18 protein-coding genes are annotated in these 16,793 nt (G+C 70.7%); 13 read left to right on the forward strand and 5 right to left on the reverse strand.

The annotated features are described in order from the left end of the window. Positions 1 to 37 precede the first annotated feature (37 nt). Positions 38 to 1,396, forward strand: coding sequence for a flavin-containing monooxygenase (locus ACFYPM_RS27440; RefSeq protein WP_387202714.1), 1,359 nt, complete (start codon positions 38 to 40; stop codon positions 1,394 to 1,396). Next, complete coding sequence (locus tag ACFYPM_RS27445) at positions 1,393 to 2,217, forward strand: SDR family NAD(P)-dependent oxidoreductase (protein ID WP_387202717.1); 825 nt, start codon at positions 1,393 to 1,395, stop codon at positions 2,215 to 2,217. The genes ACFYPM_RS27440 and ACFYPM_RS27445 overlap by 4 nt, the downstream gene beginning before the upstream one ends. A 60-nt stretch (positions 2,218 to 2,277) precedes the next feature. Here the strand turns inward: ACFYPM_RS27445 and ACFYPM_RS27450 are convergent, their stop codons facing one another. Further along, entirely contained in the window at positions 2,278 to 2,928 is a 651-nt protein-coding gene (locus tag ACFYPM_RS27450) for a LysE family translocator (RefSeq protein WP_387202720.1), read from the reverse strand. A gap of 227 nt (positions 2,929 to 3,155) precedes the next feature. Between ACFYPM_RS27450 and ACFYPM_RS27455 the strand changes: the two genes are divergently transcribed. Beyond that, the gene (locus ACFYPM_RS27455; protein ID WP_387202723.1) at positions 3,156 to 3,641 is read left to right on the forward strand and encodes a DUF1992 domain-containing protein; all 486 of its coding nucleotides are present in this window, start codon (positions 3,156 to 3,158) and stop codon (positions 3,639 to 3,641) included. 41 nt (positions 3,642 to 3,682) lie between these two features. Beyond that, positions 3,683 to 4,225 (forward strand): GNAT family N-acetyltransferase, encoded by a 543-nt coding sequence (locus ACFYPM_RS27460; protein ID WP_387202726.1) that lies wholly within the window; start codon positions 3,683 to 3,685, stop codon positions 4,223 to 4,225. Positions 4,226 to 4,228: 3 nt separating this feature from the next. Here ACFYPM_RS27460 and ACFYPM_RS27465 read toward each other — a convergent pair whose 3' ends face one another. After that, positions 4,229 to 4,804 carry a maleylpyruvate isomerase N-terminal domain-containing protein gene (locus tag ACFYPM_RS27465; protein ID WP_387202729.1) on the reverse strand — a complete coding sequence of 192 codons (576 nt, stop codon included), beginning with the start codon at positions 4,802 to 4,804 and terminating at the stop codon, positions 4,229 to 4,231. Between the two features lie 114 nt (positions 4,805 to 4,918). On the opposite strand from ACFYPM_RS27465, the gene ACFYPM_RS27470 reads away from it, so the two are divergent. The 3 genes from ACFYPM_RS27470 to ACFYPM_RS27480 are packed head-to-tail and all read left to right on the forward strand — an operon-like array spanning position 4,919 to position 7,486. Next, the gene (locus ACFYPM_RS27470) at positions 4,919 to 5,896 is read left to right on the forward strand and encodes an ABC transporter ATP-binding protein (protein WP_387202732.1); all 978 of its coding nucleotides are present in this window, start codon (positions 4,919 to 4,921) and stop codon (positions 5,894 to 5,896) included. Positions 5,897 to 5,910: 14 nt separating this feature from the next. After that, positions 5,911 to 6,669: an ABC transporter permease gene (locus tag ACFYPM_RS27475; protein WP_387202735.1), complete on the forward strand. Its 759-nt coding sequence runs from the start codon at positions 5,911 to 5,913 to the stop codon at positions 6,667 to 6,669. Positions 6,670 to 6,700: 31 nt separating this feature from the next. Then, on the forward strand, positions 6,701 to 7,486 hold the full coding sequence (locus ACFYPM_RS27480; RefSeq protein WP_387202739.1) for an ABC transporter permease: 786 nt from the start codon (positions 6,701 to 6,703) through the stop codon (positions 7,484 to 7,486). A gap of 33 nt (positions 7,487 to 7,519) precedes the next feature. Here the strand turns inward: ACFYPM_RS27480 and ACFYPM_RS27485 are convergent, their stop codons facing one another. Continuing rightward, positions 7,520 to 7,996, reverse strand: a complete 477-nt coding sequence (locus ACFYPM_RS27485) for a tetratricopeptide repeat protein (RefSeq protein WP_387202742.1) — start codon at positions 7,994 to 7,996, stop codon at positions 7,520 to 7,522. Between the two features lie 143 nt (positions 7,997 to 8,139). Here ACFYPM_RS27485 and ACFYPM_RS27490 point away from each other — a divergent pair, with 143 nt between their 5' ends. Then, positions 8,140 to 8,832 carry a class I SAM-dependent methyltransferase gene (locus tag ACFYPM_RS27490; protein ID WP_387202745.1) on the forward strand — a complete coding sequence of 231 codons (693 nt, stop codon included), beginning with the start codon at positions 8,140 to 8,142 and terminating at the stop codon, positions 8,830 to 8,832. Positions 8,833 to 8,843: 11 nt separating this feature from the next. Beyond that, on the forward strand, positions 8,844 to 9,365 hold the full coding sequence (locus ACFYPM_RS27495) for a TetR/AcrR family transcriptional regulator (RefSeq protein ID WP_387202748.1): 522 nt from the start codon (positions 8,844 to 8,846) through the stop codon (positions 9,363 to 9,365). A gap of 105 nt (positions 9,366 to 9,470) precedes the next feature. Here ACFYPM_RS27495 and ACFYPM_RS27500 read toward each other — a convergent pair whose 3' ends face one another. Then, positions 9,471 to 10,334: an NmrA family NAD(P)-binding protein gene (locus ACFYPM_RS27500; RefSeq protein WP_387202752.1), complete on the reverse strand. Its 864-nt coding sequence runs from the start codon at positions 10,332 to 10,334 to the stop codon at positions 9,471 to 9,473. Between the two features lie 85 nt (positions 10,335 to 10,419). On the opposite strand from ACFYPM_RS27500, the gene ACFYPM_RS27505 reads away from it, so the two are divergent. The 3 genes from ACFYPM_RS27505 to ACFYPM_RS27515 all read left to right on the forward strand — a co-directional run bounded on the left by ACFYPM_RS27505 (position 10,420) and on the right by ACFYPM_RS27515 (position 14,788). After that, positions 10,420 to 11,130, forward strand: a complete 711-nt coding sequence (locus tag ACFYPM_RS27505; protein ID WP_387202755.1) for a TetR/AcrR family transcriptional regulator — start codon at positions 10,420 to 10,422, stop codon at positions 11,128 to 11,130. A 226-nt stretch (positions 11,131 to 11,356) separates the two neighbouring features. Next, positions 11,357 to 12,844 carry an FAD-dependent monooxygenase gene (locus ACFYPM_RS27510; protein WP_387202757.1) on the forward strand — a complete coding sequence of 496 codons (1,488 nt, stop codon included), beginning with the start codon at positions 11,357 to 11,359 and terminating at the stop codon, positions 12,842 to 12,844. Between the two features lie 45 nt (positions 12,845 to 12,889). Further along, a complete protein-coding gene (locus tag ACFYPM_RS27515) occupies positions 12,890 to 14,788 on the forward strand; it encodes a S9 family peptidase (protein ID WP_387202760.1) in 1,899 nt (632 codons plus the stop codon). Between the two features lie 28 nt (positions 14,789 to 14,816). Here the strand turns inward: ACFYPM_RS27515 and pip are convergent, their stop codons facing one another. Beyond that, positions 14,817 to 15,803 carry a prolyl aminopeptidase gene (gene pip / locus ACFYPM_RS27520; RefSeq protein ID WP_387202763.1) on the reverse strand — a complete coding sequence of 329 codons (987 nt, stop codon included), beginning with the start codon at positions 15,801 to 15,803 and terminating at the stop codon, positions 14,817 to 14,819. A 407-nt stretch (positions 15,804 to 16,210) separates the two neighbouring features. Here pip and ACFYPM_RS27525 point away from each other — a divergent pair, with 407 nt between their 5' ends. Next, on the forward strand, positions 16,211 to 16,735 hold the full coding sequence (locus tag ACFYPM_RS27525; RefSeq protein WP_387202766.1) for an NUDIX domain-containing protein: 525 nt from the start codon (positions 16,211 to 16,213) through the stop codon (positions 16,733 to 16,735). Positions 16,736 to 16,793 lie beyond the last annotated feature (58 nt).

The following is a 16,793-nucleotide window of genomic DNA, read 5'->3' on the forward strand; positions in this document are numbered from 1 at the left end:
GATTATCCAGCAGACGTTGGATTACATGGGGGCGGCGATGGGTGTACCACCCAGGGTGGCGGTGATCGGCGCTGGCGCGGCCGGGCTTGCCGCCGTCAAGGCACTGCGCGACGCCGCGGTGCCGGTGATCGGCTTCGAGGCCGCCGACCAGGTCGGTGGCCTCTGGGTGTACGGGGCACCCGACTCCCCCGCGTACCGCACGCTGCACCTGAACACCAGCCGGGCACGTACCCAGTTCGCCGACCACCCGATGCCCGGCGACTGGCCCGACTACCCCGACCACCGCCGGGTCGCCGGTTACCTCGCCGACTACGCCGACCGTTTCGGGCTGGGCGAGGACATCCGGCTACGCCACACCGTCGAGCAGGTCACCCGGGACTCCGCCGGCACCTGGACGGTGACCGCTCGCGGGCCGAACGGGTCGGCCGAGGTCACCGTCGACGCCGTCGTCGTCGCCAACGGGCACAACCGGGTGCCGCGGCTGCCCGACCCCGCGTACCCCGGGACCTGCACGGCGGAGCAGATCCACAGCCACGACTACCGGGGCCCGGATCAGTTGGCCGGCAGGCGGGTCCTCGTCGTCGGCGGCGGCAACTCCGCGATGGACATCGCCGTGGACGCCTCGTACGCCGCCACCCGCACCCTGCTGTCGTTGCGCCGGGGTGTCTGGGTGGTGCCGAAGTACCTGCTGGGTCGCCCCTCGGACACCCTCAACGGTGCGCTGGCCCGCCGACTGCCGTGGCGGCTGCGCCAGCGCATCAGCCAGACGATGCTCAGCGCCACCCTCGGCAGCCCGGCCCGCTACGGGCTGCCCGCGCCGACGCACGGTTTACTGCAGGACCATCCGACGCTCTCCGACGGGCTGCTGTCGCGGCTGACCCACGGCGACGTCGAGGCCCGACCCGGCGTCGCCGCCCTCGACGGCGACCGGGTCGAGTTCACCGACGGCCGCAGCGACAGCGTCGACCTGATCGTCTGGTGCACCGGCTACCGGGTGGAGATCCCGTTTCTCGACCCGGCGCTGCTCGGCGGTGGCGCCGACACCCTGCCGCTGTATCGGCACGTGTTCCACACCGACGCCCCCGGCCTGACCTTCGTCGGCCTGATGCAGTCCACCGGGTCCGCGTTACCCCTGGTGGAGGCACAGGCCAAACTGATCGCCGCGCAGCTCGCCGGCCGGTACGCGCTGCCGGACCCGGACCGACAGCGGGCCATGTGCCGGGCCGAGTTGCGGGCCGCGACCGCCCGGTGGGGCCAGCGCCGCCCGGCGATGCGCGTGGACTTCGACGCCTACCTGGCCGACCTGGCCCGCGAGTTGACCGCCGGCACCCGCCGCGCCCGATCCGGTGCCGCCGCTCCTACCGGTACGGCCTCCTCGGTCGGGGTGCAGCAGTGAGGGCCAGCGCATTGGCGGGCCGTCGGGTGCTGCTGACCGGCGCGAGCGGAACCTTCGGCCGGCATCTCGGCGCGGCGTTCACCGCCGCTGGCGCTCACGTGGTGGGTCTCGACCTGCGCGCGCGCCCCGACGTCGAACTGCCGGTGCTCGGCTGCGACCTGACCGACCCGGACGCCGTGGCACCGGCCGTACAAGCCGCTGTCGACCGGCTCGGCGGGCTGGACCTGCTGATCAACAACGCCGGTGTCGGTGGTCCCGCCCCCGCCGAGTTGCCACCCGACCAGGTGGTCCGCCGACAACTGGAGGTCAACCTGCTCGCCGCCTGGCGGACCACCGCGGCGGCACTGCCACCGCTGCTCACCGCGCGCGGACGAGTCATCTTCGTGGCCAGTCGGATGGCGGTGCTGCCCCTGCCGCTCGCCGCCGCGTACGGAGTCAGCAAACGGGCTCTGGTCGCGTACGCCGACGCGCTGCGCCACGAGGTGGGCACGCACGTCGGGGTGAGCGTGGTCTACCCGAGCATGGTCGTCTCACCCATCCACCACAGCACCGCCGAGGCCGGCCTGTCCCTGCGGGGGGTGTCCCGCCCCGAGCCCGTCGAGGGGGTGGTCGCGGCGATCCTGCGAACCGCAACGGCCCGGCGGGCACCCCGCGACGTGGCGACCACGACGCGCGGTCGGCTGGAGTTGGCCGTCGGCCGGCACGCGCCCGCGCTCGCCGACCGGATGGTCCGTCGTACCCTCGCCGCCCGGCTCGCCGCCGGTGACCTGGACGCCGCGCCGCTGGCCGCCGGGATGGTCCGCCGCCACCGGGGGCATTGACCGTCTCGGTCCGGGCGTGGCTCTCGGTGGTCCGCCGCGATGGTGGCAGCGACCGTTCGGTCAGGGCGTGGCGACCGCCGCGCGGGAGCGGTCGGCGGCGATCCGGACGGCCAGCGCGGCCAGGGCCGTCCCGGTCACCCACCGCTGCACCCGCAGCCACCCCGGTCGGCGGGCGAAGAACCCGGCCAACGAGCCGGCGCTGAGCACGATCAGCGTGTTCACGAACAGCGCCACGGTGATCTGGGTCAGGCCCAGCAGCAGACTCTGCGTCGCCACCTGCCCGCGCGCCGGGTCGATGAACTGGGGTAGCACCGACACGTAGAGGATCGCGATCTTCGGGTTCAGCAGGTTGGTGACCAGGCCCATGGTGAACAGCCGCCGGGGCGGGTCCGGCGGCAGCGGCGTCGGCGTGAACGGTGAGTGCCCACCCGGGCGCAGCGTCTGCCAGGCCAGCCAGAGCAGGTAGGCGGCCCCGGCCAGCTTCACCACCGCGTACAGGGTCGGCACCAGCACGAAGACGGTGGCCAGACCGGCGACCGCCGCCGCCAGGTACACCCCGAAGCCGGCGGCCACCCCGAGCAGTGAGACCAGACCGGCTCGGCGACCCTGGGCCACCGAGCGGGACACCAGGTAGACCATGTTCGGGCCGGGCGTAAGCACCAGCCCCAACGCCACAAGCGCGATGCCCAGCAGTGCGCCCGTACCGACCATGACGTTTTCCCCCGTTCGTCAGCCCCGTACCGACCGTAGGCGGGGCGACCGTGTCGATTCGAGGGCCACCTGGCAGGTCGTGGCCCTCGAATCGGACACCTGCGCCGAAACCACCTTGGCCGGTCGCCGCCGGGAATGGTCACCGTCGCGGGCGCGCTGGCCCCCTACGAGCGCGCGTCGCCGGGCGGAGGCGGCGCGTTACGGTGGCCAGGGGGAGGTGCCGCAGAGTGACCGATGCGTGGGAAGCGGCCGTGGAGGCGCAGATCCGGGGAGCCGTGCAACGCGGCGAATTCGACGACCTGCCCGGCATGGGCAAGCCGATTCCCGGCCGGGGAGCCCCGTACGACGAGTCGTGGTGGATCAAGAGCTTCCTGGAACGGGAGGCGCTGCCCAGCGACCTGCTCCTGCCCACCCCGCTGCAACTGCGCCGACGCGTCGAGCAGGTCCCCGACGAAGTCCGCGACCTGCCCACCGAACAGGCCGTACGTGACTTCGTGGGTCAGTTGAACTCGCAGATCGTGGCATGGCTGCGCAACCCGGACGGCCCCCGCGTGGCCGTGCGTCCGGTCAACGCCGACGAGGTGGTACGCCGCTGGCGCGCCGAGCACGCCCCGCCCAGCCTCCCGACGCCGAAGACCGACCGGGTGACCGTCGTCGCGCCACGCCGGTCGCGTCGCGCCTGGTGGTTGCCGTGGCGCCGTCGGTCGCGCTGACCCGTCTGCCCGGCCGTGCCCGGCACCGGCAGACTGTGCGGATGGTGATCGACCCACGGACCTCCGGCATCTCCTCGGTGCCGGGCCTGGCACTGCGTCCCTGGGCGGACCACGATCTGGACGCCCTGCTGGACGCGTACCGGGATCCGGTGTTGCGTCGGTGGACCCGGCTGCCGGTGACCGAACCGGCCGAGGGCCGGCAGTGGCTGGAGCGGGTGCGAGAGGACTGGGACGCGGGTCGGCGGTACAGCTTCGCGGTCGTCGAGGACGACGAGGACGGTCCGCGGTTGGTGGCGAACGTGGTGCTCAAGAGGGTCAGCGCGGATTGGCCCGCGCCCGAGGTGGGTTACTGGACGGCGGCGTGGGCGCGCGGGCGCGGCGTCGCTCCGCGGGCGGTCACCGCGCTCAGCCGGTGGGCGTTCGACCGGTTCCCCGCGCTGGAGCGCCTCGACCTGCTGCACCAGGTGGACAATGTGGCGTCCTGCCGGGTGGCGCAGAAGAGCGGCTACGTGTTCCAGGAGGTGCTGCCGGCCCGGCCGCCGTTTCCGCTGGACGGTCACCGGCACTCGCTGAGCGCCGGCTAGGGGTCAGCCCACCGCCGCCTGCCACGTCCACGAGGTGCGTCGTGCCCGGCCGGGCAGCTCACCGCGGCCGGTCATCCAGAGCAGCACCTCCGCTGCGACCCCGTCCGGGGCGTCCGGGAAGAGTCGCCGCAGCACTGCCGCGCTCAACCGCTGCGGCGGCTGCCACGGCACACCGAGGCCGAGGGTGATGTCGTGGGTGTGCAGCAGGGTCTCGGCCACCCCCATGGCGGCGAATCCGGCCGGGTCGCAGGGGCCGTAGTGCCAGGCCCGCGCGTCCGGCGGGGCGGCGTCGACGGCGGCGGCGAGCAGCCCGGCGCAGGCCCGCGCCACGGTGAGGGTCTGCGCCGGGCTCGCGTCGGGGGAGACCCGCAGGTCGTACGGCAGGTAGCCGTCCTCCGGGCGGCCGGTGACCTGGCCGGCGTACGCGAGCAGGTCGTGTGCGACGTGCGCGGCGGTGGTCCAGCAGTTCCAGGTCAGCGGGCCGGCGGGCACGGACCAGTCGCGCTCGCGGTGTGGGTGCAACACCCGGGTCATCTCCTCGGCCGCCTGAAGCAGGTCGGCGCCGGTCACTGCGGACATCCGACGACTCTCGCAGCGCCGGTCGGCCGAAGCAACCGAGATCCACGCTCGCGTAGAAAATTTCAAGGCTGTGCTCGGATCTTGCAGCCAACTGTTGATTTTCTGTAGGCTGCCGTGGTGATCGATCAGCCCCTGGTGCAGGCGAGGCAGTTGACCAAGGTCTATCCGCCGCGTGGATCCACAGCGGAGTTCCGCGCGGTCGACGGCATCGACTTCGAGGTCCAGCGGGGGGAGTCCTTCGGGCTGCTCGGCCCCAACGGCGCCGGCAAGTCCACGACCATGCGGATGATCGCCGCGACGTCGCCGATCAGCGGCGGCAGCCTGCGTGTGCTCGGCCTGGACCCGACACGACAGGGGCCGGAGATCCGCGCCCGGCTCGGCGTCGTCACCCAGGACGACCACCTGGACAACGAGCTGACCGTCCGGGAGAACCTGCACATCTACGGGCGCTACTTCAGTCTGCCCCGGGCCGTCATCCGGGACCGCGCGACCCGACTGCTGGACTTCGCCCAGCTTCAGGAGAAGGCCGGCGACCAGGTGGAGACGCTCTCCGGCGGTATGCGCCGACGCCTGACCATCGCCCGTTCCCTGATCAACGAACCCGACATCCTGCTCCTCGACGAGCCCACCACCGGCCTCGACCCGCAGGCCCGGCACATCCTGTGGGACCGGCTCTTCCAGCTCAAGCAGGAGGGCGTCACGCTCATCCTCACCACCCACTACATGGACGAGGCCGAGCAGCTCTGCGACCGGCTCATCGTCGTCGACCACGGCCGGATCGTCGCGCAGGGCTCACCCCGGGACCTGATCACCAGGTACGCCACCCGGGAGGTCCTCGAACTGCGGTTCCGCCTCGACGACCGGGACACCGCGACGGAGAAGCTCCGGACGTCGGCCCTGGCCACCGGCGGCAACGACACCGACGGCCGGGTCGAGTCGCTTCCCGACCGGGTGCTCGTCTACACCGCCGACGGTGAGGCCGCCCTCGCCGCGGTGCACGCCATGTCGCTCACGCCGCTCACCGCCCTGGTCCGTCGCGCGACGTTGGAGGACGTGTTCCTCACGCTCACCGGCCGATCGCTCATCGAGTAGCAGAGGAGACCACGGTGTTGAATGCATTCGGATACTGGATGGTCCGCTACCGACGCACCTGGCGTGGCTCGATCGTGATCAACGTACTGAACCCGCTGCTGTTCCTCATCGGTATCGGCGCCGGCCTGGGCGCCCTCGTCGACGACAACGCGCCGGCCCAGATCGCCGGCGTCTCGTACGCGGCGTTCTTCGCCCCGGGCGTGCTGGCCGCCGCGGCGATGCAGAACGCGTTCCTGGAGGGGGCCGGGGGAGTTGCCCGGGCCGCGGGCGTCGGGGCGTACCGGAGCGCCACCCCGACGCCACTGGATCCGGAGCAGCTCGCCGCCGGGCACCTGCTCTTCATCACCTTCCGGGTGCTCATCGCCAGCGGCGCCTTCATCGTGGTGATGGCGGCGTTCGGGTTGATCGGGGGCTGGTGGGCGCTCGGCGCCCTGCTCGGCGCGACACTGACCGGGGTCGCGTTCGCGGCACCGGCCGCCGCGTGGGCGGTTGGGGTACGCAAGCTGCGCCACATCGACACGGTGTTCCGCTTCGTCATCATGCCGCTCTACATGTTCTCCGGCACGTTCTTCGCCGTCTCCCAGTTGCCGGAGTGGATCCGCCCGGTGTCCTACCTGCTGCCGCTCTGGCACGGGGTGGAACTGTGCCGCACCCTCAGCCTCGGCACGGCGACGATCACCGGCAGTTCCGTCCACATCGCCTATCTGCTGACGCTGGCCGTCGGCGGCTTCCTGGTCGCCCGGGTCACCTACCGGCGACGGTTGCACCCGTGACGGCCCACCCACCGAGTCCCGTGGAGACAGCATGAGCACCGTCGTGGTCGTACCGGCCTGGACGCGACGTCGCGCGTTCGCGCTCGTCGAACGCAACTTCATGATCTACCGTCGGTCGGTCACGCCGCTGCTCAACGCGCTCGTCGAACCGATCCTGTACCTGCTGTCTATCGGCGTCGGCGTCGGGATGCTCGTCGGCGCCGTACCCGGGGTCGACGTCCCGTACGCCGTCTACGTGGCCCCGGCGATCCTGGCCACGACCGCGATGAACACCGCGTTCAACCAGACCAGCTTCGGTGTCTTCGTGCGGATGAGGATCGAGAAGACCTACCAGGCGATCCTGCCGACGCCGCTGTCCGTCAGCGACATCGCCGTCGGCGAGGTCACCAGCGCGATGATCAACGCATTGCTCACCTCGATCGGATTCCTCATCCTCATGGCGGTCGGTGGGCTGGTGACCTCGGCCTGGGTGCTGCTGGCCCTACCCGCGTCGCTGCTGATCGCGTACGCGTTCGCCGCAGGCGGGCTGGCCGTCACGACGTACCTGCGCGACTTCCCGGACTTCCAGTACATCCAGCTCTTCATGCTGCCGATGTACCTGTTCGCGACGACGTTCTACCCTCTGTCGGTCTACCCGGAGGCGGTGCGACCCCTGATCCAGGCGCTGCCGCTCTACCACAGCATCGAGCTGGTCCGCGAACCGACGTTGGGTCGGCTCGGCTGGGACCTGCTGATCCCGGTGGTCTACCTGCTCGCGTTCGGCTCGATCGCGATGATCGTCGCGACCCGTCGCATGACCCGGATGATGCTGCGCTGACGGTGCGGCTGGGTCCGGTCGGTCCGCTGGTGGTCACCGCCGTGCGTCGGTCGGATCGTCCGCGGCGAAGTCGCGGACGGCGGCGCGGATCGCCTCGCCGTACGGGTCGTCGGGCAGGTGCACTAAGTGGTCGCTCGCCCGAGCCAGGTGCTCCCGAGCCCGGGCGGGGTTGCCCAGACGCCGGTGGCAGTCGGCCAGGTTGAGATACAGCGACGGCAGGAACGCCTGGACCTGGAGGGACGACAGGTAGCGCTGGGCGCGTTCGTCGGTCAGGTCGGACACGGCGGCCAGGGCGCGCTCGTCCCAGGTCAGCTCCGCCTCGGTGGTGTCCTGGAGATCGGCGAGGTAGTGGGCGAGGGTGCAGCGGTGGAAGGCGTCGCCGGTGGGGCCGATCTCGTCCCACAACGCGGTGAGAGTGTCGCGGGCGGGACCCTTCTGCCCCGACCGGCCGAGCTGCACCGCCTCGCCGATACGGGTCATTGTCGGGTCGGGTGCCGGTTGGTCGTCCATGCCGCCGATGCTCGGGCCTCGACCCGGTCGAGGGTCAAATCAGCCTCGGTGGACGGGAACCCGAGGGATTCGGTGCCGGCCACCCGCTGTCTCTGGCCCGATAGGGGTTGCGGCCCGCGCCAGCACCCGGGCACGATGCCCGGATGCCCGCAGCCCACGCCTACCACGACCAGGCCGGTGACGCCTTTGCCGCGCACGCCGCCGACGGTCCGCACAACGCCTACACGGACCGGCCGGCGATGCTGACGCTTGCCGGCGACGTCGCCGGTCTCCGGATCCTGGACGCCGGCTGCGGCGGCGGCCACTACGCGGCCGAGTTGGTCGACCGGGAAGCCGAGGTGGTGGCGGTGGACGGCAGCGCGACGCTGGTCCGGCACGCGAGGGCACTGCTCGGCGACCGCGCCGAGGTCCAGCAGCACGACCTGGACGCCCCGCTGGAGTTCGCGGCCGACGCGTCGTTCGACGGAGTCGTCTGCGCGCTGGTGCTGCAACACCTGACCGACCGTGCCCGGTTCCTCGGGGAGGTGCGGCGAGTGCTGCGGCCGGGCGGCTGGTTCCTGCTGTCGACGACCCACCCGACGTCGGACTGGCGGTACTTCGGCGGATCGTACTTCGACGAGAGCTGGGTCGAGTTCCCGATGGCCGACGGCTTCACCATGCGCTTCCAGCGGATGACCATCGAGTCTCTGGTGTCCGAGGTGCTCGACGCCGGGTTCGTGCTGGAGCGGCTGGTCGAGCCGAGGGCGGTCGAGACGCTGCGCGCCGTCGACCCGGAGCGCTATGAGCGGCTGACCGAGCGCCCGAGCTTCGTCGCCCTGCGTCTACGCCGCCCCTGACGGCCCGGCAGATGTTCGCCGAACTCGGCTACGAGCGCACCACGATCCGTGCCGTGGCCAGGGCGGCCGGGGTCGATGCCGGCCTGGTGATGCACTACTACGGCACCAAGGACATTCTCTTCTCCCGCGCCGCCGAGCTGCCCGCCGCCGAGCTGCCCGGCGGCGGCGGTGAAGAGATCGTCGAAGTCCTGCTCGCGTCGCTCGCCAGCCGCCTGGTCGGCGAACCGGTCGCCTCACTGGCGGTCCTGCGTTCCATGCTCACCCACAGCGACGCCGCCGAGCGGTACCGGGCCGCCGCCGAGCCACAGCTCAGCCAGATCACCACCGCGATTCCCACCGAGGACGCCGAACTGCGCGCCAGCCTGCTCAGCGCAATCGTCCACGGCGTGATCATCGAGCGTTACCTGCTACGACTCGGCCGACTCGCGGACGCCGCACCCGATGAGATCATCGAGCTGCTTCGTCCGTGCTTCCAGACGTTGGCCACGGGCGAGGTGTCGCCGGCACCGGCCCGGCCCGCCGGTGCGAGTTGAGCCGCGATCCGTCGGGGTACGCACGGCACCGCGCGGGGTGGCTGGTCGGCGACCCAGCCAACCGTACGAAAGGCGAGGCCGGGCCGTCGACTGAGCCTGCGCCCCTCAGGCCTGGGCGGCGATGGCCGTGAGCACCGTACGGGCGGACGTCGGACGGTGACCGATGAGGGCCTCCAGTGTCGGGTCGGTGACGGCGAACTCGCCACGGCGGGCCGCGCGGTACATGCCGAGGGTGAAGTCTGCTGCTGGCGCGGGCATGCCACGTGCGACGGCGGCGGCCCGCCACTGGTCGTCATCCACGACGACGCGCCTGATGGTGCGACCCGTGATGGCACTGAGCACGCCAGCCACCGCTTCGAGGTCGAGCATCTCCGGCGCGGTGAGTGGGGCCGTGACTCCGTCGAGTGCGCCGTCCTCGGCGAGAGCGATGGCCGCGGCCTCGGCGAGGTCCGCGTGTGCGGTCCAGGACACCGGGCCGTCCGCTGGTGCCACGAGCTGCCCGGTGTCGAGGGCCGCACCGATGGCGAAGCTGAGCGTGCTCGCGTAGAAGCCGTTGCGCAGCGCGGTGAACGGGACGCCCAGCCCGGCCAGATACTCCTCGGTCTCGGCGTGCGTGAGCTGGGCGGGGAAGAGCGAGTCCCTGGCCGCCGCCTGGTGGCTTGTGTACAGGACGCGCGTGGCCCCGGCGGCGTGGGCGGCGTCGATGGCGGCGCGGTTCGCGGTGATCGCGGCGCTGCCGCGAATGGCGGCGGACACGACGAGGACCTTCTCGGCGCCTTCGAAGGCGTGCTGCAACGTGGTCGGTTCGGTGAAGTCTCCAGCGCGGACCCGTACGCCGCGCGCGGCGAGACCCGCCGCCTTGGTCACGTCGCGCACGCTGACGCCCACGGTGTCGGCGGGCACCCGCTCGAGCAACCGGTCGACGATCTGGGAGCCGAGCTGACCGGTGGCACCGGTGATGACGAACATGATGAGCACTCCCTGTTATCGACGCTATCGACTCAACGTTAGCAGTGATAGTTCGAGGATAACAACTTTCTGTTAGCATTGATTCATGACTGCGGCGCAGGACACGGCATCCCGAGACGACGTGCGGCTCGGCATCGTCACGGCAGCCAGCCGGCTGCTGCGCGAGAAGGGCGCGAACGCGGTGACGACGCGAGCCGTCGCCCAGGCGGCGGGTGTGCAGGCGCCCACCATCTACCGTCTCTTCGGTGACAAGGACGGCCTGATCGATGCCGTCGCGGAACACGTCATGGCCACCTACGTGGCCGCCAAATCCGCCGTGGTGCAAGCCGCCGAGGGAGATCCGGTAGCGGACCTGCGGCTCGGATGGCGGGTGCACATCGAGTTCGGCCTGGCGAACCCCGAGTTGTACGCCCTCATTGGCACTCGGGAGGCCGGCAGGCCGTCGCCGGCGACGGCTGCCGGCATCGAGGTGCTGCGCACCCGCGTCCGGCGACTGGCCGCGGCCGGCCTGCTGGGCGTCGACGAGCGGCGTGCACTCATGATGATCCATGCTGCGGGCAACGGAACCATCCTCGCCCTCCTGGCGACACCTCCGCAGGAGCGCGACAGTGGTCTGGGTGACGCCATGTTCGACGCCGTGCTCAGCAGCATCCTCGTGAGCACTCCGGCGACACCCGACACCACAGTGAGCGCGGTGGCGGTCACCTTCGCCACCGTGGTGCCCGACCTTCCGGGGCTCACCGACGCCGAACGCGCGCTCATGACGGAGTGGCTCCGCCGATCGCTGAATGCCTGACCGCGCCGCGCGGGGCCATCGACGGCAGTCCGTCTCGGAGGGGAAAAGCGCTGGACGCGCTGGTGCGCGGCTTGTAGTTTGCGGCTGACCGTGACACCGCCTGAGGAGGTGAGACCCATGACCGCTGTATCGATGTGGGTGCTCCCCATCCCGTCATGGCCGGGCGACTGACGTAGGTGTCGCCGGGAGCGCCTCGCCAACAAGGCACTCTCGAAGGGCAACACCTATGCGTTCTCCGCAATTCACCAGCGCTCAGCCGTCCGACGGTCGGGCCGACCGTGCACCCCTCGCCTTCGATGTGATCATCACCGGATGTGGGCCCACCGGAGCCATGCTGGCCGCCGAACTACGGCTGCACGAGGTGCGGGTACTCGTCCTGGAGAAGGAGACCGAGCCCGCGTCGTTCGTCCGCATCGTGGGTCTGCACATGCGCAGTCTCGAGCTGATGGCGATGCGCGGTCTGCTGGATCGGGTCCTCCCGCACGGGCGACGGCGTCCGGCCGCCGGCTTCTTCGCCGCCATCGCCAAACCCGCGCCCGAGAGCCTGGACTCCGCGTACGCCTATTTGCTGGGAATCCCGCAGCCGGTCATCGTTAAGGTGCTCGAGGACCGCGCGCTCGAACTGGGTGCGCAGGTACGGCACGGGTGCGCGGTCGTCGACGTGCAGCAGGACGACGAGGGTGTGACAGTCCTGCTGGCCGACGGGGAACGGTTGCGGTCGCGCTACCTCGTCGGCTGCGACGGCGGGCGCAGCACCGTACGCAAACTGCTCGGTGTCGGCTTTCCCGGTGAGCCGACACGCACCGAGACGCTGATGGGTGAGATGAAGGTGGGCATGCCCCCGGAGGAGGTCGCCGCCACGGTGGCCGCGCTCGGCGAGGCCCCACACCGGTTCTGGCTCCGGCCTTTCGGGGGAGGGGTCTACAGCGTGCTGGTCCCCGCCGCGAAAGTCAGCGACCGCACGGAAGCACCCACCCTTGAGGACTTCCAACACCACTTGCGCAGCATCGCCGGAACCGATTTCGGCGTCCACTCTCCGCGCTGGTTGTCCCGCTTCGGCGATGCCACCCGGCTCGCCGAACGCTATCGAGTCGGGCGGGTGCTCCTGGCCGGCGACGCGGCGCACATCCACCCGCCCATCGGCGGACAGGGCCTCAACCTGGGCGTCCAGGACGCGGTCAACCTGGGCTGGAAACTGGCCGGGCGGATCCGCGGCTGGGCACCGGATGACCTGCTGGACACCTATCAGGCCGAACGCCGTCCGGTCGCCGAGGACGTGCTGGACAACACGCGCGCCCAGACCGAGCTGCTGTCCACCGAACCGGGTCCACGGGCCGTGCGCAGGCTGCTCACCGAACTGATGGACTTCGACGAGGTCAACCGCTACCTGCTGGAGAAGATCAGCGCGGTCGCCATCCGCTATGACTTCGGCGAGGGTCCCGATCTGCTCGGACGCCGCCTGGGCGACGTCGCCCTGAAACAGGGCAATCTCTACGGTCTGCTGCATCGCGGTCGTGGCCTGCTGCTGGACCGCACCGAACGCCTGACCGTCGGCGGCTGGTCAGACCGGGTCGACCACCTCGCAGATCCCACCGCGGCGCTGGACGTGCCGGGTGTCCTGCTGCGCCCCGACGGGCACGTCGCCTGGATCGGCAACGACCAGGCAAGCCTGGACGATCACCTTTCCCGCTGGTTTGGCACGTCCACCCACTGACGTCGCTTCTTGATCGACTCGATCGACACCGGGCAGACTGATGGCATGACAGGTCTGACCGCCGGGCTCGTGGTCGACGGTCGCACCCCGCAGAGCCCGGCGCTCGCCCCAAACGGGCGCCGGCTCTGCTACGTCCTCGCCCCGATCAGCCGGACCGGTGACCACCTCGACACCGAACTCTGGCTCGTCGACACCGATGGCGCCGTCGCGTCGCGCCGGGCGACCGCCGACACCGCGACCGAGTCCCTACCACGCTGGTCTTCCGACTCGACGACCCTGTTCTTCCGGTCCGACCGCGCCGTCCGTGGCACCCCGCAGCTACACGCGCTTAACCTTCCCGACGGCACGGTGACCACGGTGACCAGCTGGCGCACCGGCGTCATCGACCATCTGCCGCTGGTCGACCCCACCCTGGTGGCTCTGCTCGCCGAGGACGAACCCACCGGGCCGGCCGCGCGCCGTGCCCGGGACCGCGACGACGCCATCGTCGTCGGCGAGCGCGAACCGCGTGCCCGGTTGCGTCTGCTCGACCTGCGCACCGGCCGGATCACCACCCCGAACGTGTTCGCTGACCGGCACGTCGTGGAACTGCGGCAACGTCCCGACGGCGGGCCACTTGCCGTGCTGACGAGGGCCAGCGCCGACAACGACCACGGCCCGCGCAGCGGCCAACTGCACCTGCTCGACCCCACCACCGCAACCGTGGAGAACCTCGGGCCGGTCGGGGTCGACGCACAATCGCTGGCCTGGTGGCCGGGCGAGGACGGCTGGCACCTCGCACACCTCGCGCTCACCCCACCGGGTCTGCAGGCCGGCACTGCCGTGTTCGACCTGGCCGTCGACAGCCGCGTCCTGCGCAACCGCACGGCTGGTCTTCCGATCTGCCCCACCGAACTCTGCCAGACCGGCGCGGCGCCGTTGGTGGTCTGCGCTGATGGCCTGAACACGACCCTGGCCCGGCTCGACCCCACCGGCCTCACGACCCTGTCGCAGCACCCCGGACGCCTCGACAACCTCACCACCACCCCTGCCGGTGAGGTGATCGCCGTCCTTACCGGCACCCGCTATGACCCGCCGAACGTCCACGTCGGACCGCCAACCGGGGCGCTGCGAAGAATCACCAACACGCGCCCGGAACTGGACGGCATCGCACTCGGCACGCAACAACCGTTGGCCTACCGGGCCGCCGACGGCCTCGACCTGGACGGCCTGCTCGTCCTGCCGGTCGGAAGAACCGCAGCGCAGGGTCCGTTCCCGCTCATCACGATCGTGCACGGCGGCCCGTACGACCGCTACGCCGATCGGTGCCAGTTGTTCTGGTTCCCCAGCGCGCAGTGGCTGGCCGCCGCCGGCTACGCCGTGTTGTTGCCCAACCCGCGCGGTGGTCAGGGACATGGCCACGGCTTCGCCGCCAGCGTCGCCGGCCGGGTCGGACAGCAGGAATGGACGGACATCCTGACCGGCATCGACCTGCTCGTCGCCGACGGCGTCGCCGACCCCGATCGGCTGGGCATCGCCGGCTGGAGTCACGGCGGCTTCATGTCCGCCTGGGCCGTCGGCCAGACCGACCGTTTCCGCGCCGCGTTGGTCGGCGCCGGCGTCGTCGACTGGGGCATGCTCGCCGCGACCGGGGAGAACGGCCAGTTCGAAGCCGCACTGGGTGGCAGCGACGGCTGGTCCGGCACCGGACCACACCCACACGACGCGGTCAGCCCGATCTCCTTCGCCAGCCACATCCGCACTCCGGTGCTCATCCTGCACGGCGCCGAGGACACGAACGTTCCCCTCGGACAGGCCGTGTACCTGCATCGCGCGCTGCGCCACTTCGACGTCGAACACGAGTTCGTGATCTACCCGAGAGAGGGCCACTCGATCCGGGAACGCCACCACCAGATCGACGTGCTGCGGCGGACCCGTGCCTGGTTCGATCGCTGGCTGAGTTGAGTGGAGGTCAACGAGTAGCCATCGCCAATCACGGGCGGCTTCGCACGCCAGGTGAGTCGCTGACTGCGAACCGATCGAGGGCATGAAGAACGTGCTCGCGCGTCTCGGCGGTGCCGAGATGCCCTGCGCTCTCGATCACGGTCAACGTCGAGTCGGGCCAGGCGCGGTGCAGGTCCCAGGCTGTTTGCAGCGGTCCGCCCAGGTCGAGTCGGCCATGGATGAGGACACCGGCGATGCCGGCCAGCTGGGCAGCGTCGCGCAGCAGTGCGCCTTCCTCCAGCCACGCGCCATGGGCGAAGTAGTGCGCGCAGATCCGCACGAAGGCCAGCCGCGCCGTGCGAGGGCGGCCCCCGTACGGACGTGATTTGCCGCCGGTCTCACCGGACAGGACCGCGTCTTCCCAGGCGCACCAATCGATCGTGGCCCTGTCCCGCACCGCGGGGTCAGGGTGTTCCATCAGGCGGGCGTACGCGGCGACGACGTCCCCGTCGCGGGATGTGCCCGGGGCGCCTGCGAGGAATCGTTCCCACTGCTCGGGGAAGAACCGGCCGACACCTCGGTAGAGCCAGTCGACGTCGGCACGCCTGGTCATGGTGACGGCGGCGATGACGATCTCGGACACCCGCCGGGGGTGTTGCTGCGCGTAAGCCAGGATGAGCGTGGAGCCCCAGGAACCGCCATGCAGGAGCCAGCGGTCGATGCCGAGGCGTTCGCGCAGCCGCTCCATGTCGGCGATCAGGTGCCAGATGGTGTTGTGCCGCATGTCGGTTGTCGGATCGCTCGCGTGTGGTGTGCTGCGACCGCAACCACGCTGGTCGAACAGGACGACCCGATACTGGTCTGGATCGAAGTACCGACGCCAGCCGGCCGCACACCCCGAGCCGGGCCCACCGTGCACGACGAGCGCTGGCTTACCGGCCGGGTTACCGCACACCTCCCAGTACACGAGGTTGCCGTCGCCGACGTCGAGTATGCCGGTCTCGTACGGCTCGATCGGCGGGTACAGCTCGGTCAAGGTCCGGACCTCCGGGACGTGGGCGAGAGTGATGTCACGGTGGCACATCCCTGACCCTTTCGGCGACCAGGTTCTCGGGCCCCGGTGGAGCCCTTGCCGCAGGAAGGCGGTCCACCACGCCGTCCGTCGCCGCCACGACCCCTGCGAACGCCGATGCCGGATCAGCTCCACCCGACCCATCACCAGCCCCCGAAGTTTCACCGGCGGCGGACCGAGCCCAATGGATTGATGGATTGCTAGTAACAATAATTCGATAATTTAGGCCACATAAGGGACGAAACTGGCATGCATCATAATGACAGTTCTTGTGCGTAAGGGATCAGGCTGGTGCGCGCACCGGGTTGACTTCTCTGTCCTGCCCCGGACCAACCAGCTGCCGACGGCAGTTGATCTGGGAGCATCGTGCGGTGGAGCGCTTGGACAGTCGGACCGTCTACACCAACGCCTGGATGACCGTCCGGGAGGATCGCGTACGCCGGCCCGACGGCTCGACTGGCATCTACGGGGTCGTGGAGAAGCCGGACTCCGCGCTGGTCCTGCCCCGCTGGGCTGAGGGCTTTTGGCTGGTCGAGCAGTTCCGCTACCCGGTCGGCCGGCGAGCCTGGGAGTTCCCGCAGGGCAGTTGGGGTCACGGAGTCAGGGGCGACGCCTCCGCGTTGGCTCGTCAGGAGTTGGCCGAGGAGACCGGACTGCGTGCGGAGACGGTCACCCATCTGGGGCACCTGTACGAGGCGTACGGCTTTTCCACCCAGGGCTTCGACGTCTACCTGGCCACCGGGTTGACCGAGGGGGAGCCGGACCGCGAGGCGACCGAGCAGGACATGGTGCACCGGTCGTTCACCGACGCGCAGATCCGTGCCATGGCGTTGGCCGGTGAAATCGTGGATGCGCCGTCGCTTGCCGCGCTGACCCTCTACACACTGTCTCGGTGACCCCGCTCGGCCAGACCCTGGCCCAGTACGGCCGGATCGCGAGAACCCTGCACCTGTT

Source organism: Micromonospora sp. NPDC005203, assembly GCF_042872705.1.
Classification (GTDB): Bacteria; Actinomycetota; Actinomycetes; order Mycobacteriales; family Micromonosporaceae; genus Micromonospora.

Coding starts and splice junctions, on each gene's coding strand:
- ACFYPM_RS27440 (WP_387202714.1), top strand. CDS start 38: ATGGGTGTACCACCCAGGGTGGCGGTGATCGGCGCTGGCGCGGCCGGG.
- ACFYPM_RS27500 (WP_387202752.1), bottom strand. CDS start 10,334: ATGTTCGTCATCACCGGTGCCACCGGTCAGCTCGGCTCCCAGATCGTC.
- ACFYPM_RS27505 (WP_387202755.1), top strand. CDS start 10,420: ATGACTGCGGCGCAGGACACGGCATCCCGAGACGACGTGCGGCTCGGC.
- ACFYPM_RS27480 (WP_387202739.1), top strand. CDS start 6,701: ATGAGCACCGTCGTGGTCGTACCGGCCTGGACGCGACGTCGCGCGTTC.
- ACFYPM_RS27510 (WP_387202757.1), top strand. CDS start 11,357: ATGCGTTCTCCGCAATTCACCAGCGCTCAGCCGTCCGACGGTCGGGCC.
- ACFYPM_RS27495 (WP_387202748.1), top strand. CDS start 8,844: ATGTTCGCCGAACTCGGCTACGAGCGCACCACGATCCGTGCCGTGGCC.
- ACFYPM_RS27460 (WP_387202726.1), top strand. CDS start 3,683: ATGGTGATCGACCCACGGACCTCCGGCATCTCCTCGGTGCCGGGCCTG.
- ACFYPM_RS27515 (WP_387202760.1), top strand. CDS start 12,890: ATGACAGGTCTGACCGCCGGGCTCGTGGTCGACGGTCGCACCCCGCAG.
- ACFYPM_RS27490 (WP_387202745.1), top strand. CDS start 8,140: ATGCCCGCAGCCCACGCCTACCACGACCAGGCCGGTGACGCCTTTGCC.
- ACFYPM_RS27465 (WP_387202729.1), bottom strand. CDS start 4,804: ATGTCCGCAGTGACCGGCGCCGACCTGCTTCAGGCGGCCGAGGAGATG.
- ACFYPM_RS27450 (WP_387202720.1), bottom strand. CDS start 2,928: ATGGTCGGTACGGGCGCACTGCTGGGCATCGCGCTTGTGGCGTTGGGG.
- ACFYPM_RS27485 (WP_387202742.1), bottom strand. CDS start 7,996: ATGGACGACCAACCGGCACCCGACCCGACAATGACCCGTATCGGCGAG.